This window comes from Collimonas sp. NPDC087041 (genome assembly GCF_044745265.1).
Lineage (GTDB): Bacteria > Pseudomonadota > Gammaproteobacteria > Burkholderiales > Burkholderiaceae_D > Collimonas.
Genome location: NZ_JBIUZX010000011.1, coordinates 209,860 through 225,647, shown reverse-complemented (window position 1 = coordinate 225,647; position 15,788 = coordinate 209,860). Strand labels below are relative to the sequence as shown.

Below are 15,788 nucleotides of genomic sequence, written 5' to 3'. Positions count from 1 at the left end.
GACGTGGTTCGAATAGGCATGGAGCGAGAGTGCGGTATGCGAAGCCAGCTTGGCCAGTATCGGTTCCAGGAAGGAGGCGACGGCGTGGTTGCGCAGGTCGCCGGAGACCAGGCCGATTTGCAGGCGGCGTTCGGGATCGCGTGAATTGGTGTGAACGGGCCAGTGCGGGCGCAGCGGCGCTTCGAATTGCTCTGCGAAGCGCAGGTGTTCGGCAAACAGTTCTGCCGGAGAGACATCGGCGTTGTTGCAGGCGCAGAATAGCAAGTTGCTGTGGGCGGCGGCCATGGTTGGTGCAATCCGCAATGCCTGGCGGAAGCTCGCCTGCGACTCTGCAAATCTTCCCAGCTCCAGCAATGCACTGCCAAGATTGTCGTATACCTGCGCAACGTTGGGTCGTAGTTCCAGCGAACGCAGGTAGCTCGCTTCGGCTTCTGTCAAGCAGCCTTTGACACGTAATGTATTGCCCAGGTTGTTGTAAATGTCGCCTAGTGAGTCGGCAGGAATTGCCTGGACCGTATGACACTTCAGCGCACTGCGATAGATCGCTTCCGCTTCGTCCGGCCTTCCGCTTTGCTGCAAGACACTGCCCAGACTCATATGGATTTCAGCGGAGTTGGGCGCCAGTCTGAGGGCTTCACGCAGGCACGTTTCCGCCTCGGGGTAGCGACGCAATTCCAGGAGCGCGACGCCAAGATTTTTATGTGCTTCGGCATCTGTTGGCATCAGCTTGACCGCTTCCTGCATCGGCAGCAATGCATCGGCCGGCCGCTGTTGGTTCCATAGTGCTACCCCAAGCAATTTCCAGCAGAACCCATTACGTGGAAAATGTACAAGCAGCGAGCGGATAGCCGATTCTGCTTCATCGAAGCGCTGGCGGCCAAGCAGCAATTGAATTTTTTCGATTTGCTTGGCGGACGGCCCGGCGCCGACGGCGATGGGCCTCTGCTTGCGTTGAGAGGCATCAGCTAAATGCTGTGGCGCGGAAGACGCAGTCATATTGTCCAGGTAGTTCCAAATGAGGGTTGATGTGCCGGCAAGAAGCTGAGCCCTTGCTGATGGCGAAAAGCAAAAAACTATGGGATTTCCCCATGGTTTTGAATGCTCTCATTGGCAACCGCTATTCAATCGCGTGAAGATACGCGATAAGAACGCTTACTTTGATCAATAGGGTGGAAGGACTTGTGATGCGACGGAGCGGAGGGGCACGCCGGAGACGGCGCCCCGGCGTGGTGTGATACCTGTTTGAATTACCGGCGTTGCGGCGTCAATACGGTCGGCAGTGCCTTGGCCAGGGTTTCCGGATAATCCTGGCTGTAATGCAAGCCGCGGCTTTCATGGCGCGACAGCGCGCTTTCGACGATCAGCGAAGCCACCTGCACCAGGTTGCGCAGCTCCAGCAGATCGCGGCTGATGCGGAAGTGGGCGTAGTACTCGTCGATCTCTTCCTTGAGCAGGCGGATGCGATGCTGTGCACGTTCGAGGCGCTTGTTGGTGCGGACGATGCCGACGTAGTTCCACATGAAGCGGCGCAGCTCATCCCAGTTGTGGGAAATCACCACTTCCTCGTCGGCGTCGGTCACCCGGCTTTCATCCCAGGCTGGCAGCGGCACGGCTTTCGGCTTTTCCTGCTGTTCGATGTACTTGGCGGCGGCGCGGCCGACCACCACGCATTCCAGCAGCGAATTGCTGGCCAGGCGGTTGGCGCCGTGCAGGCCGGTGTAGGCGGTCTCGCCGACCGCATACAAGCCCGGCAGGTCGGTACGGCCGTTGAGGTCGGTGACGATGCCGCCGCAGGTGAAGTGGACCGCCGGCACCACAGGAATGGCCTGCTTGGTGATATCGATGCCGAGTTCCAGGCAACGTGCGTAGATGGTCGGGAAATGTTCTTTGAGGAATTCCGGCGATTTGTGGGTGATGTCGAGGTCGACATGATCCAGCCCGCGTTTCTTCATCTCGAAGTCGATGGCGCGGGCGACTACGTCGCGTGGCGCCAGTTCGGCGCGCTCATCGTGGGCCGGCATGAAACGCTGGCCGGCGTCGGCGCCTTCGGTATCCGGCAACTTGAGCACGCCGCCTTCGCCGCGAATAGCTTCGGTAATCAGGAAGGATTTGGCATACGGGTGATACAGGCAGGTCGGATGGAACTGGATGAATTCCATGTTGGCGATGCGGCAGCCGGCGCGCCAGGCCATGGCGATGCCGTCGCCGGTGGCGCTGTCGGGGTTGGTGGTGTACAGATAGACCTTGCCGGCGCCGCCGGTGGCCAGCACCGTATGATCGGCCGCCAGGGTCAGCACCTTGCCGGTCTTGACGTTTTTTGCGTACAGGCCGAGGCAACGCGGTTCGGTATCGCCGGTAGCGACCTTTTTGGAAGTGATCAAGTCAATCGCGTAATGATCTTCCAGCAGCGTGATGTTCGGATGAGCGCGCACCTTCTGTTCCAGCGTGACCTGCACCGCATGGCCGGTGGCGTCGGCAGCGTGAATGATGCGGCGCTGGCTGTGGCCGCCTTCGCGGGTCAGGTGGAAGCCCAGTTCGGCATTGGCGTCGGGCGTGAAAGGCACGCCTTGTTCGATCAGCCATTCGATTGCAGCGCGGCCGTTTTCGACGATGAAGCGGGTCGCGCTTTCATCGCACAGGCCGGCGCCGGCGACCAGCGTGTCGTCGATGTGCTGCTGGTGGCTATCGCCGGAATCCAGTACGGCAGCGATGCCGCCCTGAGCCCAGTTGCTGGCGCCGTCGAGCAGCGCGCGTTTGGAAATCACTGCGACCTTGTTGTTTTCCGCAAGGTGCAGTGCGACTGAAAGGCCGGCTAGTCCGCTACCGATAATGGCGACATCGAATTTCATGGCAAGTTGTTGGTTGTTTTTCTATTGGGATCGCCCCGGTCGGGGCGATGTCTCTTTCATTTGCTGCAGATGCTTCTGTCTTGGTGATTAGCCGACCACCACCGGTTTTACCTTGGCGGCAGCCTGTTTCGCCCGCGTGCGTGCAGTCTCGACATCGTCCGCGGTGGCCAACGCAACGCCCATGCGCCGGCGTGCGAACGATTCCGGCTTGCCGAACAGGCGGATATCGATGCCCGGCCCGCGCATGGCGTCCGCCACGCCCTCAAATGCAATTCCCTTGGCATCGTGCTGGCCGTAGATCACCGCCGACGCTGCCGGGCTGCGCAAGGCGACATTGACCGGCAAGCCGAGGATAGCCTTGGCATGCAGTTCGAATTCGCTTTGCTGCTGGCTGGCCATGGTCACCATGCCGGTATCGTGCGGACGCGGGCTGACTTCGGAGAACCAGACCATGTCGTTCTTGACGAATAATTCAACCCCAAACAAGCCCAGGCCGCCCAGGTTGTCGGTCACTTTCTTGGCGATATCGCGTGCCTTCAACAGCGCATCTGGATGCATCGGATGCGGTTGCCAGGATTCGACATAGTCGCCTTGCACCTGGACATGGCCGATTGGCTCGCAGAAATGGGTGGCGACGCTGCCGTCTTGTTCCAGCGCGCGTACGGTCAACAAGGTGATTTCATAATCGAAATCGATGAAGCCTTCGACAATGACCCGGCCCGAATCGACCCGGCCGCCGGCGGCAGCATAGGCCCAGGCGGCTTCGACTTCGTCGGCGCCGTCGATCTTCGACTGGCCTTTGCCGGACGAAGACATGACTGGTTTGATGACACAAGGAAAGCCGATTTCAGCGCAAGCGGCTTTCAGTTCCGCCAGGTTATTGGCAAAACGGTAAGGCGATGTCGCCAAGGCCAGCGTCTCGCCAGCCAGGCGGCGGATGCCTTCACGGTTCATGGTCAGCCAGGCGGCGCGCGCGGTTGGAATCACGGTGACCTTGCCGGCGGCTTCGAGGGCGACCAGGGTTTCGGTGGCGATGGCTTCGATTTCCGGCACGACCAAGTCCGGTTTCTCTTGCGCAATCAGCGCTTCCAGCGCGGCGCCATCGGCCATGTTGATGACGTGCGAACGATGTGCAACCTGATGGCCTGGCGCATTCGGATAACGGTCGACAGCAATCACTTCGACACCAAGCCGTTGCAGCGAAATAATGACTTCCTTGCCGAGTTCGCCGGAACCCAGCAGCATGACTTTGGTGGCGGAAGGAGAGAGCGGGGTACCGAGTCTGATTGGTGTCTTCATAGTGGAAAGGGGCTGCGACGATGGATGCATCGCAATATTCGTGGATGGATAAGATGAATGATGGCAGCGGCGGTACGGGTACGTAAAGGTTGATGCTATTTTGTTAACTTCAATTGACTATGAAATTCGCCACCGGTATTCGCGGCCAAGGGGCTGACAATACCAAATAATGCGGATCATGGACAGGGGACCTCGAAAAACCTGCTGCACGCTGGAGTAATAAAAAAAGCCGCCAGAACCATCTGGCGGCTTGTCTTGCAGCTCAGGCATAGCCGTAAGGATATGCCATTTATTTCATTAGCGCTCTTCTTGGTAGATATCGTAGTCCTTGGTTTCCTTGACGAACAACATGCCGATCACGAAAGTGGCGGCAGCGATCACGATCGGATACCACAGGCCGTAGTAAATATCGCCCTTGAACGCCACCAGCGCAAACGCTGTGGTTGGCAGCAAGCCGCCGAACCAGCCGTTACCGATGTGGTAAGGCATCGACATCGAGGTGTAGCGGATGCGGGTCGGGAACATTTCCACCAGCATCGCTGCAATCGGGCCGTACACCATGGTCACGTAGAGCACCAGGATGAACAACAGCAGCAAGACCATTGGCTTGTTCATCTGATCCGGATCAGCCTTGGTCGGATAGCCTGCACCCTTGATGTCGGCCGCCAGTTCAGCCGTGAAGGCCTTGTCCTTGGCGGCAGCTTCTTCCTTCGACAGGCCGCTGGCATCGTACGAGGTCAGGATCTTGTCGCCGATCTTGATGGTGGCGGGAGAGCCCGGCGCGCCGGCGACATTCTCATAGTTCACCGAAGCCGCTGACAATTTGGCTTTGGCGATATCGCAGGAAGAGGTGAACTTCTTGGTGCCGGTCGGATTGAACTGGAACTGGCAGGACGCAGGATCGGCAGTGACGATCACCGGTGCGCTTTTCAGTGCAGCTTCCAATGCTGGATTTGCATAGTGGGTCAGGCCGGAGAAGATCGGGAAGTAGGTCAGTGCCGCGATCAGGCAGCCGGCCATGATGATTGGCTTGCGGCCGATCTTGTCCGACAGCGAGCCGAAGATCACGAAGAACGGCGTTCCCAGCAACAGGGCCAGCGCGATCAGGATGTTGGCGGTCGACATGTCGACCTTGAGCGACTGGGTCAGGAAGAACAGTGCGTAGAACTGACCTGTATACCAGACCACGGCTTGGCCGGCGGTCAGGCCGATCAGCGCCAGGATCACCAGTTTCAGGTTTTTCCATTGGCCGAAGGCTTCGGTCAGCGGCGCCTTGGAGGTCTTGCCTTCCGCTTTCATCTTGGCGAACGCAGGCGATTCATTCATCGACAGACGGATCCAGACCGAGACGGCCAGCAGGATCACCGAGACCAGGAACGGAATGCGCCAGCCCCAGGCCGAAAACGCTTCTTCGCCGACCGCGCTACGCACGCCGAGGATTACCAGCAGCGACAGGAACAGTCCCATTGTTGCAGTAGTCTGGATCCAGGAAGTGAAGGCGCCGCGCTTGTCGTCCGGAGCGTGCTCGGCGACATAGGTCGCAGCACCTCCGTACTCACCGCCGAGTGCCAGACCTTGCAAGATGCGCAGGACGATCAGGATGATCGGTGCAGTAATGCCGATGGTTGCGTAATTCGGCAGGATGCCGACGATGAAGGTCGAAGCCCCCATGATCAGGATCGTCACCAGGAAAGTGAATTTACGGCCGATCATGTCGCCCAGGCGGCCGAACACCAATGCGCCGAACGGCCGCACGATAAAGCCCGCCGCAAATGCCAGCAGGGCGAAAATGAAGCCGGTATTCGGATCAGTGCCGGAAAAGAACTGCTTGGCGATAATTGCCGCCAGCGAGCCGTACAGGTAGAAGTCGTACCATTCGAAAACGGTGCCGAGGGATGACGCAAAAATGACTTTGCGTTCCTCTGGAGTAATGCCGCGTGCGGCCGGTTTAAGCCCACCTGCGGTCGGTTGTAATGTGGCCATGCCTGTCTCCTAGATTATTTATATTTGTACAGCTAATCTGGAGTGTGCAATTGAAACCTTACGCAGGACTTGCTTGAAACTTACGGGAAGCTTACATAAGACCTGCTCAGCGCCTTACTCCCAGGCTGTAGACGGTGGTTTGTCGATACACCTGGCCTGGACGCAATATGACCGCCTCGGCATCAGGGCCGTTGACCTGATTGGGATAGGCCTGCGCTTCCAGGCAGAAGCCATCGTGCGTTGCATACGGCACGGCGCCGCGCCCCTGCACGCCACCCAGGAAATTGCCGCTATAGAACTGCAAGCCGGTTTCGGTGGTGGCGACCGATAGCTCGCGTCCCGAGCCGGGGTCATAGACGTTGGCTACCTGGCGCAAGCTGCCGCGCTCTTCACCCTCTTTCCAATCCAGGCAATAACAGTGATCGAAACCGCCGGCCAGCGCAATCTGTGCATCCGGCCAGGACAGCCGCGGGCCGATCGGAGCCGGCTGGCGGAAGTCGAAGGCGCTGCCGGCGACTTCGGCGGGGTCGGTCGGAATCAGTTGCTTGTCGATCTTCAGGAAGTGGTCGGCATCAATCGTCAGCAAATGATCGCCGATGCCGCTGCTGCCGCCATTCAGATTGAAATAGCCGTGAGAAGTCAGGTTGACCGGCGTCGGCGCGTCGGTGATGGCCTGGTAGTCGATCGACAAGCTGCCCTGGTCGTCCAGCCGGTACAGTACTTCGACCTGCAGGTTGCCGGGAAATCCGGCTTCGCCCTCGGGTGACGTCAATGTCAGTCGCAAGCCGTCGGCTTCCGGCCGGGCTTGCCAGCGCGCCAGGTGGAAGCCGCTGTCGCCGCCGTGCAGGTGGTTGCCGGCTTCATTGCGATCGACCAGGTAGTCGGCGCCGTCGAGCGCGAAGCGGCCGCCGGCAATCCGGTTGGCCCAGCGTCCGACCAATGCGCCGAAGTACTCCTTGTTGCCGACATAGGCTTGGGCATCCGGGTAACCGAGCAGGATATCGGCCATGCGGCCGTAGCGGTCTGGAGCGAACCATGAGATCAAGGTGGCGCCGCGATTGCTGATGGTAATACGCATGTCTTGCGCATTCTGCAGCGTGTACAAAGTATCGCCGTTGTCGGTGTCGCTGCTGGAAATGGGAAATTGGATCATGGCTTGAAATAGGAAGTGGTGGCCGATTGGTTGATCATGATTACGGTTGCTTGACGGCGTGTAACGAAGCCTGCGCAGTGCGCTCCTGGTATTCGCGCGGCGTGCAGCCCAGTTCACGCTTGAACACCGCGTGCATGTACTGGACTGAGGTGAAGCCGCAACTGACGGCGATGTCGGCGATGCTGCGGGTTTCGTGTTCGAGAATGGTCTTTGCCGCATCGAGCTTGAAGCGCAGGATTTCATCGTGCACGCTACGCCCGAGTTCGCGCCGGAAATACGATTCCAGCGACGAGCGCGAGACACCGACATAGTCGGCGACTTGTTCGGTCTTGATGCCCTGGCAGGCGTACTGGCGAATGAAATGCAGCGCCTGCATCACGTGCGGATGGCTGAGCGGTTCATGCTGGCTTGAGGCGAGCACATTGATGCCGATCGGCGGCACCAGGATGCAGCTGCCGCCGAGCTGTACGCCATGCAGCATCTGATGCAGCAAGTGGGCCGCGGTGCGCCCCATTTCTTCGGTGCCCTGGATTACCGAACTAAGCGGCACCCGCGTCAGCGTACGCGCCAGTGGATCGTTGTCGATGCCGATCAGCGCCACTTGTTCAGGCACCGCGATGCCGGCGCTCAGGCAAGCCTGCAGCAATTGCCGCGCGCGCGCATCGCTCACAGCGATAATGCCGATCGGTTTGGGCAGGCTGTGAAGCCAGGCGATCTGCTGTTCCACCGCAGTATCCCAGGCCGGCGCGCTGGTGCTGACCCCGCGATAAATTTCGGCATCCATGCCATCTCTTTGCATCAGCCGCTGAAAGGCTTTTTCGCGCTCCTGCGCCCAGCGATTGACCGATGCCTCCGGCAGGCTGAAACAGGCGAAGCGCGTCAACCCCGCTTCGATCAAATGATCGTAGGCCAGTTTGATCAGCTTGAAATTGTCGGTGGCCACGTAAGGGATATTCTGAGGATAGTCGGCTTCGTCCTGATACGAACCACCCACTGCGACCACCGGAAGGCGGGTATCGGAGAGCGCCTCGCAGACTGCCGGGTCGTCAAAGTCAGCGATGATGCCATCGCCATGCCAGCGTTCGATACCGGGCAGGCGGCAGCGGAAATCCTCTTCCAGGAACAGATCCCAGGATGCGCGAGTGCTGCTCAGGTAATTGCCGATGCCCGTGATGATGCCGCGATCGTAGATCTTGTTGGCATTGAACAGCAAGGCGATGCGATGCGTGGTCGGCAGCTTTTTCATCGGTGTCTCCTGACGGCAGGTACGGAATTTTCTTGTTTTTTAGCCATCGCACCCTGGTGCCATGGCGATGAAATCCAGTCAGCGGATTGTACCCAGCATGCGCCTCCGCGTCAGGCCAAATCGTCTTATGTGCGGTTGCAATAGAAAGAATCGCTATCGGCGTTGGTGGATTTCGTAATTGTTCGGCGAGGGCACTGGTTGCTAGTATTCAGCCACGTTTTGAATCCCAGGCAAGCCTAGCCGAATAATCACAGGAGACCAGCATGTCCTATTTCCCGAATGTCGAACCGATACGTTTTGAAGGTCCTGAAAGCGCATCGCCGCTGGCATTCCGCCATTACGATGCCGATAAAATCATCCTCGGCAAGCCGATGCGCGAGCACCTGCGGATGGGCGCCTGCTACTGGCACACTTTTGTCTGGCCCGGTTCCGACGTGTTTGGCGCCGGCACCTTCAAACGCCCCTGGCATGCAGCCGGTGAACCGCTGGCGATGGCGCACAAGAAAGCCGATGCCGCCTTTGAATTTTTTTCCAAGCTGGGCATCGACTACTACACTTTCCACGATACCGATGTCGCTCCGGAAGGCGCCAGCCTGGCCGAATACCGCAACAACTTTGCCGAGATGGTCGATGTGCTCGAACGCAAGCAGGAGCAGACTGGTGTGCGCTTGTTGTGGGGCACCGCAAACTGCTTCAGCAATCCGCGCTTTGCCGCCGGCGCCGCCAGCAATCCGAATCCTGAATTGTTTGCCTATGCCGCAGCGCAGGTATTCAGCGCGATGAATGCGACGCAGCGCCTGGGCGGCGCCAACTACGTGCTGTGGGGCGGACGCGAAGGTTACGAGACGCTGCTCAATACCGATCTCAAGCGCGAGCGCGAACAACTGGCGCGCTTCATGCGCATGGTGGTCGATCACAAATACAAGATCGGTTTCAAGGGCACGATCCTGATCGAACCGAAGCCGCAAGAGCCGACCAAACATCAATACGATTACGACAGCGCCACGGTCTACGGCTTCCTCAAGCAATACGGCCTGGAGCAAGAGATCAAGGTGAATATCGAAGCCAATCATGCGACCCTGGCCGGCCACAGCTTCCAGCACGAAATCGCCACTGCGGCCTCGCTCGGCATCCTTGGCAGTATCGACGCCAATCGCGGCGATCCGCAAAACGGCTGGGATACCGACCAATTCCCGAACAGCGTCGAAGAGATGACGCTGGCTACCTACGAAATCCTCAAGGCCGGCGGCTTCACCACTGGCGGCTATAACTTCGACTCCAAGGTGCGCCGTCAAAGCCTGGACGAGATCGATCTGTTCCACGGCCATGTCGGCGCGATGGATGTGCTGGCGCTGTCGCTGGAACGTGCCGCAGGCATGATTGAAAACGACGTGCTGGCGAAGTTCAAGGCCGAACGTTATGCCGGCTGGGATGGTCAGTTCGGCCGCGATGTACTGGCGGGTAATTTCAGCCTGGCCGATGTTGCCGAATATGCGTTCAGCAAGCAACTGAACCCGCAAGCCGTCAGCGGCCGTCAGGAAATGCTGGAAAACCTGGTCAATCGCGCCATCTACAAGTGATTCGGGCGCAGCCATGTTCATAGGAATAGATCTCGGCACTTCCGGCCTCAAGGCGATCCTGCTGGACCGCCAAGACCGGGTTCGCGCCAGCGTCACCATGCCGCTTGCGGTCAGGCAGCCGCAAGCCATGTGGCGCGAGCAGGATCCTGCCGACTGGTGGGCGGCCTGCGAGCAGGCGCTGGAAGCTTTGCTGGCGGCAGCCGCCAAGGAGGGCATTCGTACCGACGATATTGAAGCAATCGGCCTGACCGGGCAAATGCATGGCGCTACCGTGTTGGATAAACACGGTGAAGTGCTGCGTCCGGCCATCTTGTGGAATGACGGCCGCAGCTTTGCCGAATGCGCCGAACTGGAAAAACGCGTGCCGACATCGCGCCACATCACCGGCAACCTGATGATGCCGGGATTTACCGCACCCAAGCTGCTATGGTTGGCGCGCCATGAGCCGCAAGTATTTGAACGCATCGCCATGGTGCTGCTGCCCAAGGATTGGCTGCGTTATCGGCTGACCGGCCGCTACGCCAGCGACATGTCGGACGCCGCCGGCACCATGTGGCTTGATGTCGGTCGGCGCGACTGGAGCGACGAATTATTGAATGCCACCGGCTTGCATCGCAGTCAAATGCCGGCGCTCTACGAGGGTACGCAAATCACCGGACATCTGAAACCTGAACTGGCGCAGCGCTGGGGTTTGAAATCGATTCCCTTGGTGGCCGGCGCGGGCGATAACGCAGCGGGTGCAATTGGCGTCGGCGTGGTGCGTGCGGGGCAAGCCATGCTGTCGCTCGGTACCTCCGGTGTCTTCTTTGCCGCCAGCGATGGCTTCCATGCGAATCCGGAAAAGGCGGTGCACAGTTTCTGCCATGCGCTGCCGGATACCTGGCACCTGATGTCGGTGATGTTGTCGGCGGCATCCTGTCTCGATTTCACGGCGCGCCTGACCGGCTATCCCGATGTGGCGGCATTACTGACTGCTGCAGAAGAACGCGCCGCCAGACAGCTGGATGACGATGCGCCGCTGTTCCTGCCTTACCTGAACGGCGAGCGCACGCCGCACAATGATCCGGCGGCAAAAGGCGTGTTCTTTGGCTTGCAGGCGACAACGCTGCCTGCCGACCTGGCCTATGCAACGCTGGAAGGCGTTGGTTTTGGCCTGGCCGACGGTATCGACGCTCTGCAATCGACCGGCCTGGCGCCCACCGATGTGACCCTGATCGGCGGCGGTTCGCGCAGCGCTTTCTGGGCGCAAATGCTGGCCGATATCAGCGGCTGCACACTGACTCGTCGCCACGGCGGCGATGTCGGTCCGGCGCTCGGTGCAGCACGGCTGGCGCGGCTTGGCGTCGTGGAGGAAAGCGGCGACCAGGCAACGCTGGAACAGATTTGTGCGGTGCCGGAAACAATCGCCGTATATCGGCCAGACCCGCAACGCCATGCGCGTTATGCAGTGCGCAGAGAAAAATTCAAGCAGATTTACCAGCAGTTGAAATCCTTGTTTTAAAGCCCGAAGTCAACAGTCCAAACTTAATAACAACGAAGGAGACACAAGCATGAACAAGTATCTGAAAACGACACTGATTGCCGCTGCACTGACCGTGATCAGTAATGCAGCAATGGCGGATGCCAAGAATCCGAAGATCGGTTTTTCGATTGATGACCTGCGCGTCGAACGCTGGGCGCGCGACCGCGATTTCTTCACCGCAGCCGCAGAAAAGCTAGGCGCCAAGGTGTATGTGCAGTCTGCCGACGCCAGCGAGCAGCGCCAGATTTCGCAAATTGAAAATCTGATTTCGCGCGGCGTTGACGCCATCGTGATCGTTCCTTTCAACGCTACCGTGCTGAACAATGCCGTCAAGGAAGCCAAGAAAGCCGGCATCAAAGTGCTGTCATACGACCGCCTGATCCTGAACGCCGATATCGATGCCTACATTTCTTTCGATAACGAAAAGGTCGGCGAAATGCAGGCCGAGGGCGTGCTCAAGGCGCAGCCAAAAGGTAACTACTACCTGCTGGGCGGCTCGCCAACCGACAACAATGCCAAGATGCTGCGCGAAGGCCAGTTGAAGATACTCAAACCGTCCATCGACAAGGGTGACATCAAGATCGTCGGCCAGCAATGGGTCAAGGATTGGAGTCCGACTGAAGCGCTGACAATCGTGGAAAACGCGTTGACCGCCAACAATAACAAGATCGACGCCATCGTCGCATCCAACGATGGTACTGCGGGTGGCGCGATCCAGGCGCTGGCTGCGCAAAAGATGGCTGGCAAGGTGCCGGTATCGGGCCAGGATGCCGATCTGGCGGCGGTCAAGCGTGTGGTTGCCGGAACCCAGGTGATGACCGTCTACAAGCCGCTCAACCTGATTGCATCGGAAGCGGCCAAGCTGACTGTGCAACTGGTGCGCAATGAAAAGCCGGATTACAACTCGCAATACGACAACGGTATCAAGAAGGTTAACACCGTGCTGCTGAAGCCGACCGCCTTGACCAAGGACAACGTCGGCTTGCTGGTGCAAGACGGCTTCTATACCCAGGCGCAGATCTCCGGCAAATAATCGCGACGCAGGCGGACGGGGCGGCAAGCCAGAAGAGATGGCTTGGTCGCCGCGTTCCCTGTTCTTTTTCCTCACTCGTTTCAACAGGAACAAGCATGTCCGATTATTTGCTGGAAATGAAAGGCATCGTCAAGCAGTTCGGTGCGGTGCGGGCGCTGGATGGCATCGCGCTGAAGGTGCGCGCCGGAGAGTGCGTCGGCCTGTGCGGCGAAAACGGCGCCGGTAAATCGACGCTGATGAAGGTGCTGTCCGGCGTCTATCCGCACGGTAGCTGGGAAGGCGAAATCCTGTGGGATGGCCAGCCGCTGAAAGCGCAGTCGATACGCGATACGGAAGCCGCCGGCATCGTCATCATCCATCAGGAGCTGATGCTGGTGCCGGAACTGTCGGTGGCTGAAAACATCTTCATGGGCCACGAACTGACCTTGCCGGGCGGCCGGATGAATTATCCCGCCATGTATCGCCGCGCCGATGAACTGGTGCGCGAACTGAAGATGCCGGAAATGAACGTCGCGCTGCCCGTCATGCAATACGGCGGCGGCCACCAGCAACTGGTGGAGATCGCCAAGGCGCTCAACAAGAAAGCCAGGTTGCTGATCCTGGATGAGCCATCGTCGTCGCTGACCACGTCAGAAATTGCGGTGCTGCTCGATATCATCCGCGACCTCAAGGCCAAGGGCGTGGCTTGCGTTTACATTTCACACAAGCTCGACGAAGTCGCCGCGATCTGCGACACCGTGTCGGTGATTCGCGACGGTCAGCATATCGCCACCACGCCGATGCAGGAGTTGAACGTGGAGCGCATCATCGCCCAGATGGTGGGGCGCGAAATGAACAATCTGTATCCGAAGCAGGAGCATGCAATCGGCGAAGTGGTGTTCGAGGCGCGCCATATCAGTTGCTACGATGTCGACAACCCTGCCAGAAAAAAAGTCGACGATATTTCGTTCTCGTTGCGCAAGGGAGAAATCCTCGGCGTCGCCGGGCTGGTCGGAGCCGGGCGCACCGAGTTGGTGTCTGCACTGTTTGGCGCTTATCCGGGCCGCCAGGAAGGCGAAGTCTGGCTCGACGGCAAGCAAGTCGATACCGGCTCGCCAATGAAGTCGCTGAGGCTCGGCTTGTGCATGGTGCCGGAAGACCGCAAGCGCCACGGCATCGTCGCTGATCTCAACGTCGGCCAGAACATCACGCTGACTGTATTGCAGGAATTTTCGCGGTTTGGCCGCATCGATGCCGAGGCCGAACTGCAAACCATCCAGCAGCAGATCGGCAAGTTGCGCCTGAAGACGGCCAGTCCTTTCCTGCCGATCACCAGCCTCTCCGGTGGCAACCAGCAAAAGGCGGTGCTCGCCAAAATGCTGCTTGCCAAGCCGCGGGTGCTGATTCTGGACGAGCCGACGCGCGGCGTCGATGTCGGCGCCAAGTATGAGATCTATAAATTGATGTTCGATCTGGCAGAGCAGGGTGTGGCCATCATCATGGTGTCCTCCGAACTGGCCGAGGTATTGGGCGTGTCGGACCGTGTCCTGGTGATCGGCGAAGGCAAGCTGCGTGGCGATTTCGTCAACCAGGGCCTGACGCAGGAAACCGTGCTGGCCGCCGCCATCAGCCAGTCGCCGCAGAGCGACAACATTCATCGGGAATTCGCATGACATCCATCAATCTCAAGCAATTATTCAGTCGCTACAAAATCCTCGCCTTGCTGATCGCCATTGCCATCATCTGGGCATTTTTCACCTGGAAAACTGAAGGCGGCTTCCTGACGCCGCGCAATCTTTCCAACCTGCTGCGGCAGATGTCGATTACCGGCATCCTGGCCTGCGGCATGGTGCTGGTCATTATCGGTGGCGAAATCGATCTGTCGGTGGGATCGCTGCTTGGCCTGCTGGGCGGCATTGCCGCGGTGCTCAACGTCACCTACCATCTGCCGCTGCCGTTGAACCTGGCGCTGGTACTGCTGTGCGGCTTGCTGATCGGCTTGTTCAATGGCTACCTGACCGCCTACATGAAAATCCCATCGTTTATCGTCGGCCTCGGCGGCATGCTGGCGTTTCGCGGCATATTGCTGGGCGTGACCGGCGGCATGACGATCGCCCCAGTATCGAGCGATCTGGTGTATCTGGGGCAGGGCTATCTGCCGACACAGTTCGGTGTACTGCTCGGCGCAGGGTTGTTTGCACTGACCGTGTTCCTGACCTGGCGTCAGCGCAGCAACCGCGTCACTCACGCATTGACGGTGCCGCCACTGTGGCGCGATGCGGTACGCGTGCTGGCCATCGGCGCGGTGCTGTTGGCCTTTGTACGCACGCTCAACGACTATGACGGCATTCCGGTGCCGGTGCTGCTGTTGTTGGCGCTGCTCGGCATCTTCAGCTACGTCACCACCCAGACAGTATTCGGCCGTCGCGTCTACTCGGTCGGCAGCAACATGGAGGCGACCCGGCTTTCCGGCGTCAACGTGCAGGCAGTCAAGTTATGGATCTTCGGCATCATGGGCGTGATGTGCGCGTTGGCTGGCCTGGTCAATACCGCGCGCCTGGCGGCCGGCTCGCCGTCAGCCGGCAACATGGGCGAACTGGATGCCATCGCGGCGTGTTTTATCGGCGGCACCTCGATGCGCGGCGGCTCGGGCACGGTGTACGGCGCCCTGATCGGGGCGCTGGTGATGGCCAGCCTGGACAACGGCATGTCGATGCTGGATGTGGATACCTACTGGCAAATGATCGTCAAGGGCAGCATTCTGATGCTGGCGGTATGGGTGGACGTGAGCACGCGCGGCAGCCGTCAATAATGTCGTGCCCAAGCGGGCCTGTTATTTGTGATAGCTGTAATTTGTGACAGCTGTGCAAATATTGCCGGCAAGTTACAATGAATTCGTCTTCTACAACTCTCCCCGAGTTTGGACTTAGCCCGCAGCCGCAAGGATTGCGGGCTTTTTTTCGATTCGGGAGTTGAATAAGGTGCGCACCGCGATTTTTGCAGCGTCATGACGCGGTCATACTATTGTCATGTTCGCTGTGTAATATCGTCAATGTTGATTTATCGCGCACTCGATTCAGCTGCAACCCGCTTGTGGGAGCTGCCTGGTCCGTGAGTGGCCAGCGCATCGACAGGCTTGCCGGT

Annotated in this window: 11 protein-coding genes; 5 read left to right on the top strand and 6 right to left on the bottom strand. The window is 59.1% G+C overall.

Translation table 11 applies throughout. From position 1 onward, the window contains the following. From ACIPF8_RS19670 to ACIPF8_RS19645, 6 genes are all read right to left on the bottom strand, one after another. Window positions 1–996 (bottom strand): tetratricopeptide repeat protein (locus ACIPF8_RS19670; RefSeq protein ID WP_400424185.1); only part of this gene is annotated, 996 nt, incomplete at its 3' end. A 251-nt stretch (window positions 997–1,247) separates the two neighbouring features. Further along, complete coding sequence (gene nadB / locus ACIPF8_RS19665; protein ID WP_400424183.1) at window positions 1,248–2,849, bottom strand: L-aspartate oxidase; 1,602 nt, start codon at window positions 2,847–2,849, stop codon at window positions 1,248–1,250. Window positions 2,850–2,936: 87 nt separating this feature from the next. Next, window positions 2,937–4,148 carry a formate-dependent phosphoribosylglycinamide formyltransferase gene (gene purT / locus ACIPF8_RS19660; protein ID WP_400424182.1) on the bottom strand — a complete coding sequence of 404 codons (1,212 nt, stop codon included), beginning with the start codon at window positions 4,146–4,148 and terminating at the stop codon, window positions 2,937–2,939. A gap of 297 nt (window positions 4,149–4,445) precedes the next feature. Further along, window positions 4,446–6,131, bottom strand: coding sequence for an MFS transporter (locus tag ACIPF8_RS19655; RefSeq protein WP_400424180.1), 1,686 nt, complete (start codon window positions 6,129–6,131; stop codon window positions 4,446–4,448). A gap of 106 nt (window positions 6,132–6,237) precedes the next feature. Continuing rightward, window positions 6,238–7,284 (bottom strand): aldose epimerase family protein, encoded by a 1,047-nt coding sequence (locus ACIPF8_RS19650; protein ID WP_400424178.1) that lies wholly within the window; start codon window positions 7,282–7,284, stop codon window positions 6,238–6,240. 40 nt (window positions 7,285–7,324) lie between these two features. After that, window positions 7,325–8,530 (bottom strand): XylR family transcriptional regulator, encoded by a 1,206-nt coding sequence (locus tag ACIPF8_RS19645; protein WP_400424177.1) that lies wholly within the window; start codon window positions 8,528–8,530, stop codon window positions 7,325–7,327. A gap of 263 nt (window positions 8,531–8,793) precedes the next feature. Here ACIPF8_RS19645 and xylA point away from each other — a divergent pair, with 263 nt between their 5' ends. The 5 genes from xylA (at window position 8,794) to ACIPF8_RS19620 (ending at window position 15,456) form a co-directional block, all read left to right on the top strand. Next, window positions 8,794–10,110 carry a xylose isomerase gene (gene xylA, locus ACIPF8_RS19640; RefSeq protein ID WP_400424175.1) on the top strand — a complete coding sequence of 439 codons (1,317 nt, stop codon included), beginning with the start codon at window positions 8,794–8,796 and terminating at the stop codon, window positions 10,108–10,110. Window positions 10,111–10,123: 13 nt separating this feature from the next. Further along, a complete protein-coding gene (xylB, locus tag ACIPF8_RS19635) occupies window positions 10,124–11,611 on the top strand; it encodes a xylulokinase (RefSeq protein ID WP_400424173.1) in 1,488 nt (495 codons plus the stop codon). A gap of 49 nt (window positions 11,612–11,660) precedes the next feature. Beyond that, on the top strand, window positions 11,661–12,665 hold the full coding sequence (gene xylF, locus ACIPF8_RS19630; protein WP_400424171.1) for a D-xylose ABC transporter substrate-binding protein: 1,005 nt from the start codon (window positions 11,661–11,663) through the stop codon (window positions 12,663–12,665). Between the two features lie 95 nt (window positions 12,666–12,760). Then, entirely contained in the window at window positions 12,761–14,317 is a 1,557-nt protein-coding gene (gene xylG / locus ACIPF8_RS19625; protein WP_400424170.1) for a D-xylose ABC transporter ATP-binding protein, read from the top strand. Continuing rightward, entirely contained in the window at window positions 14,314–15,456 is a 1,143-nt protein-coding gene (locus ACIPF8_RS19620) for a sugar ABC transporter permease (protein ID WP_400424168.1), read from the top strand. The genes xylG and ACIPF8_RS19620 overlap by 4 nt, the downstream gene beginning before the upstream one ends. Window positions 15,457–15,788 lie beyond the last annotated feature (332 nt).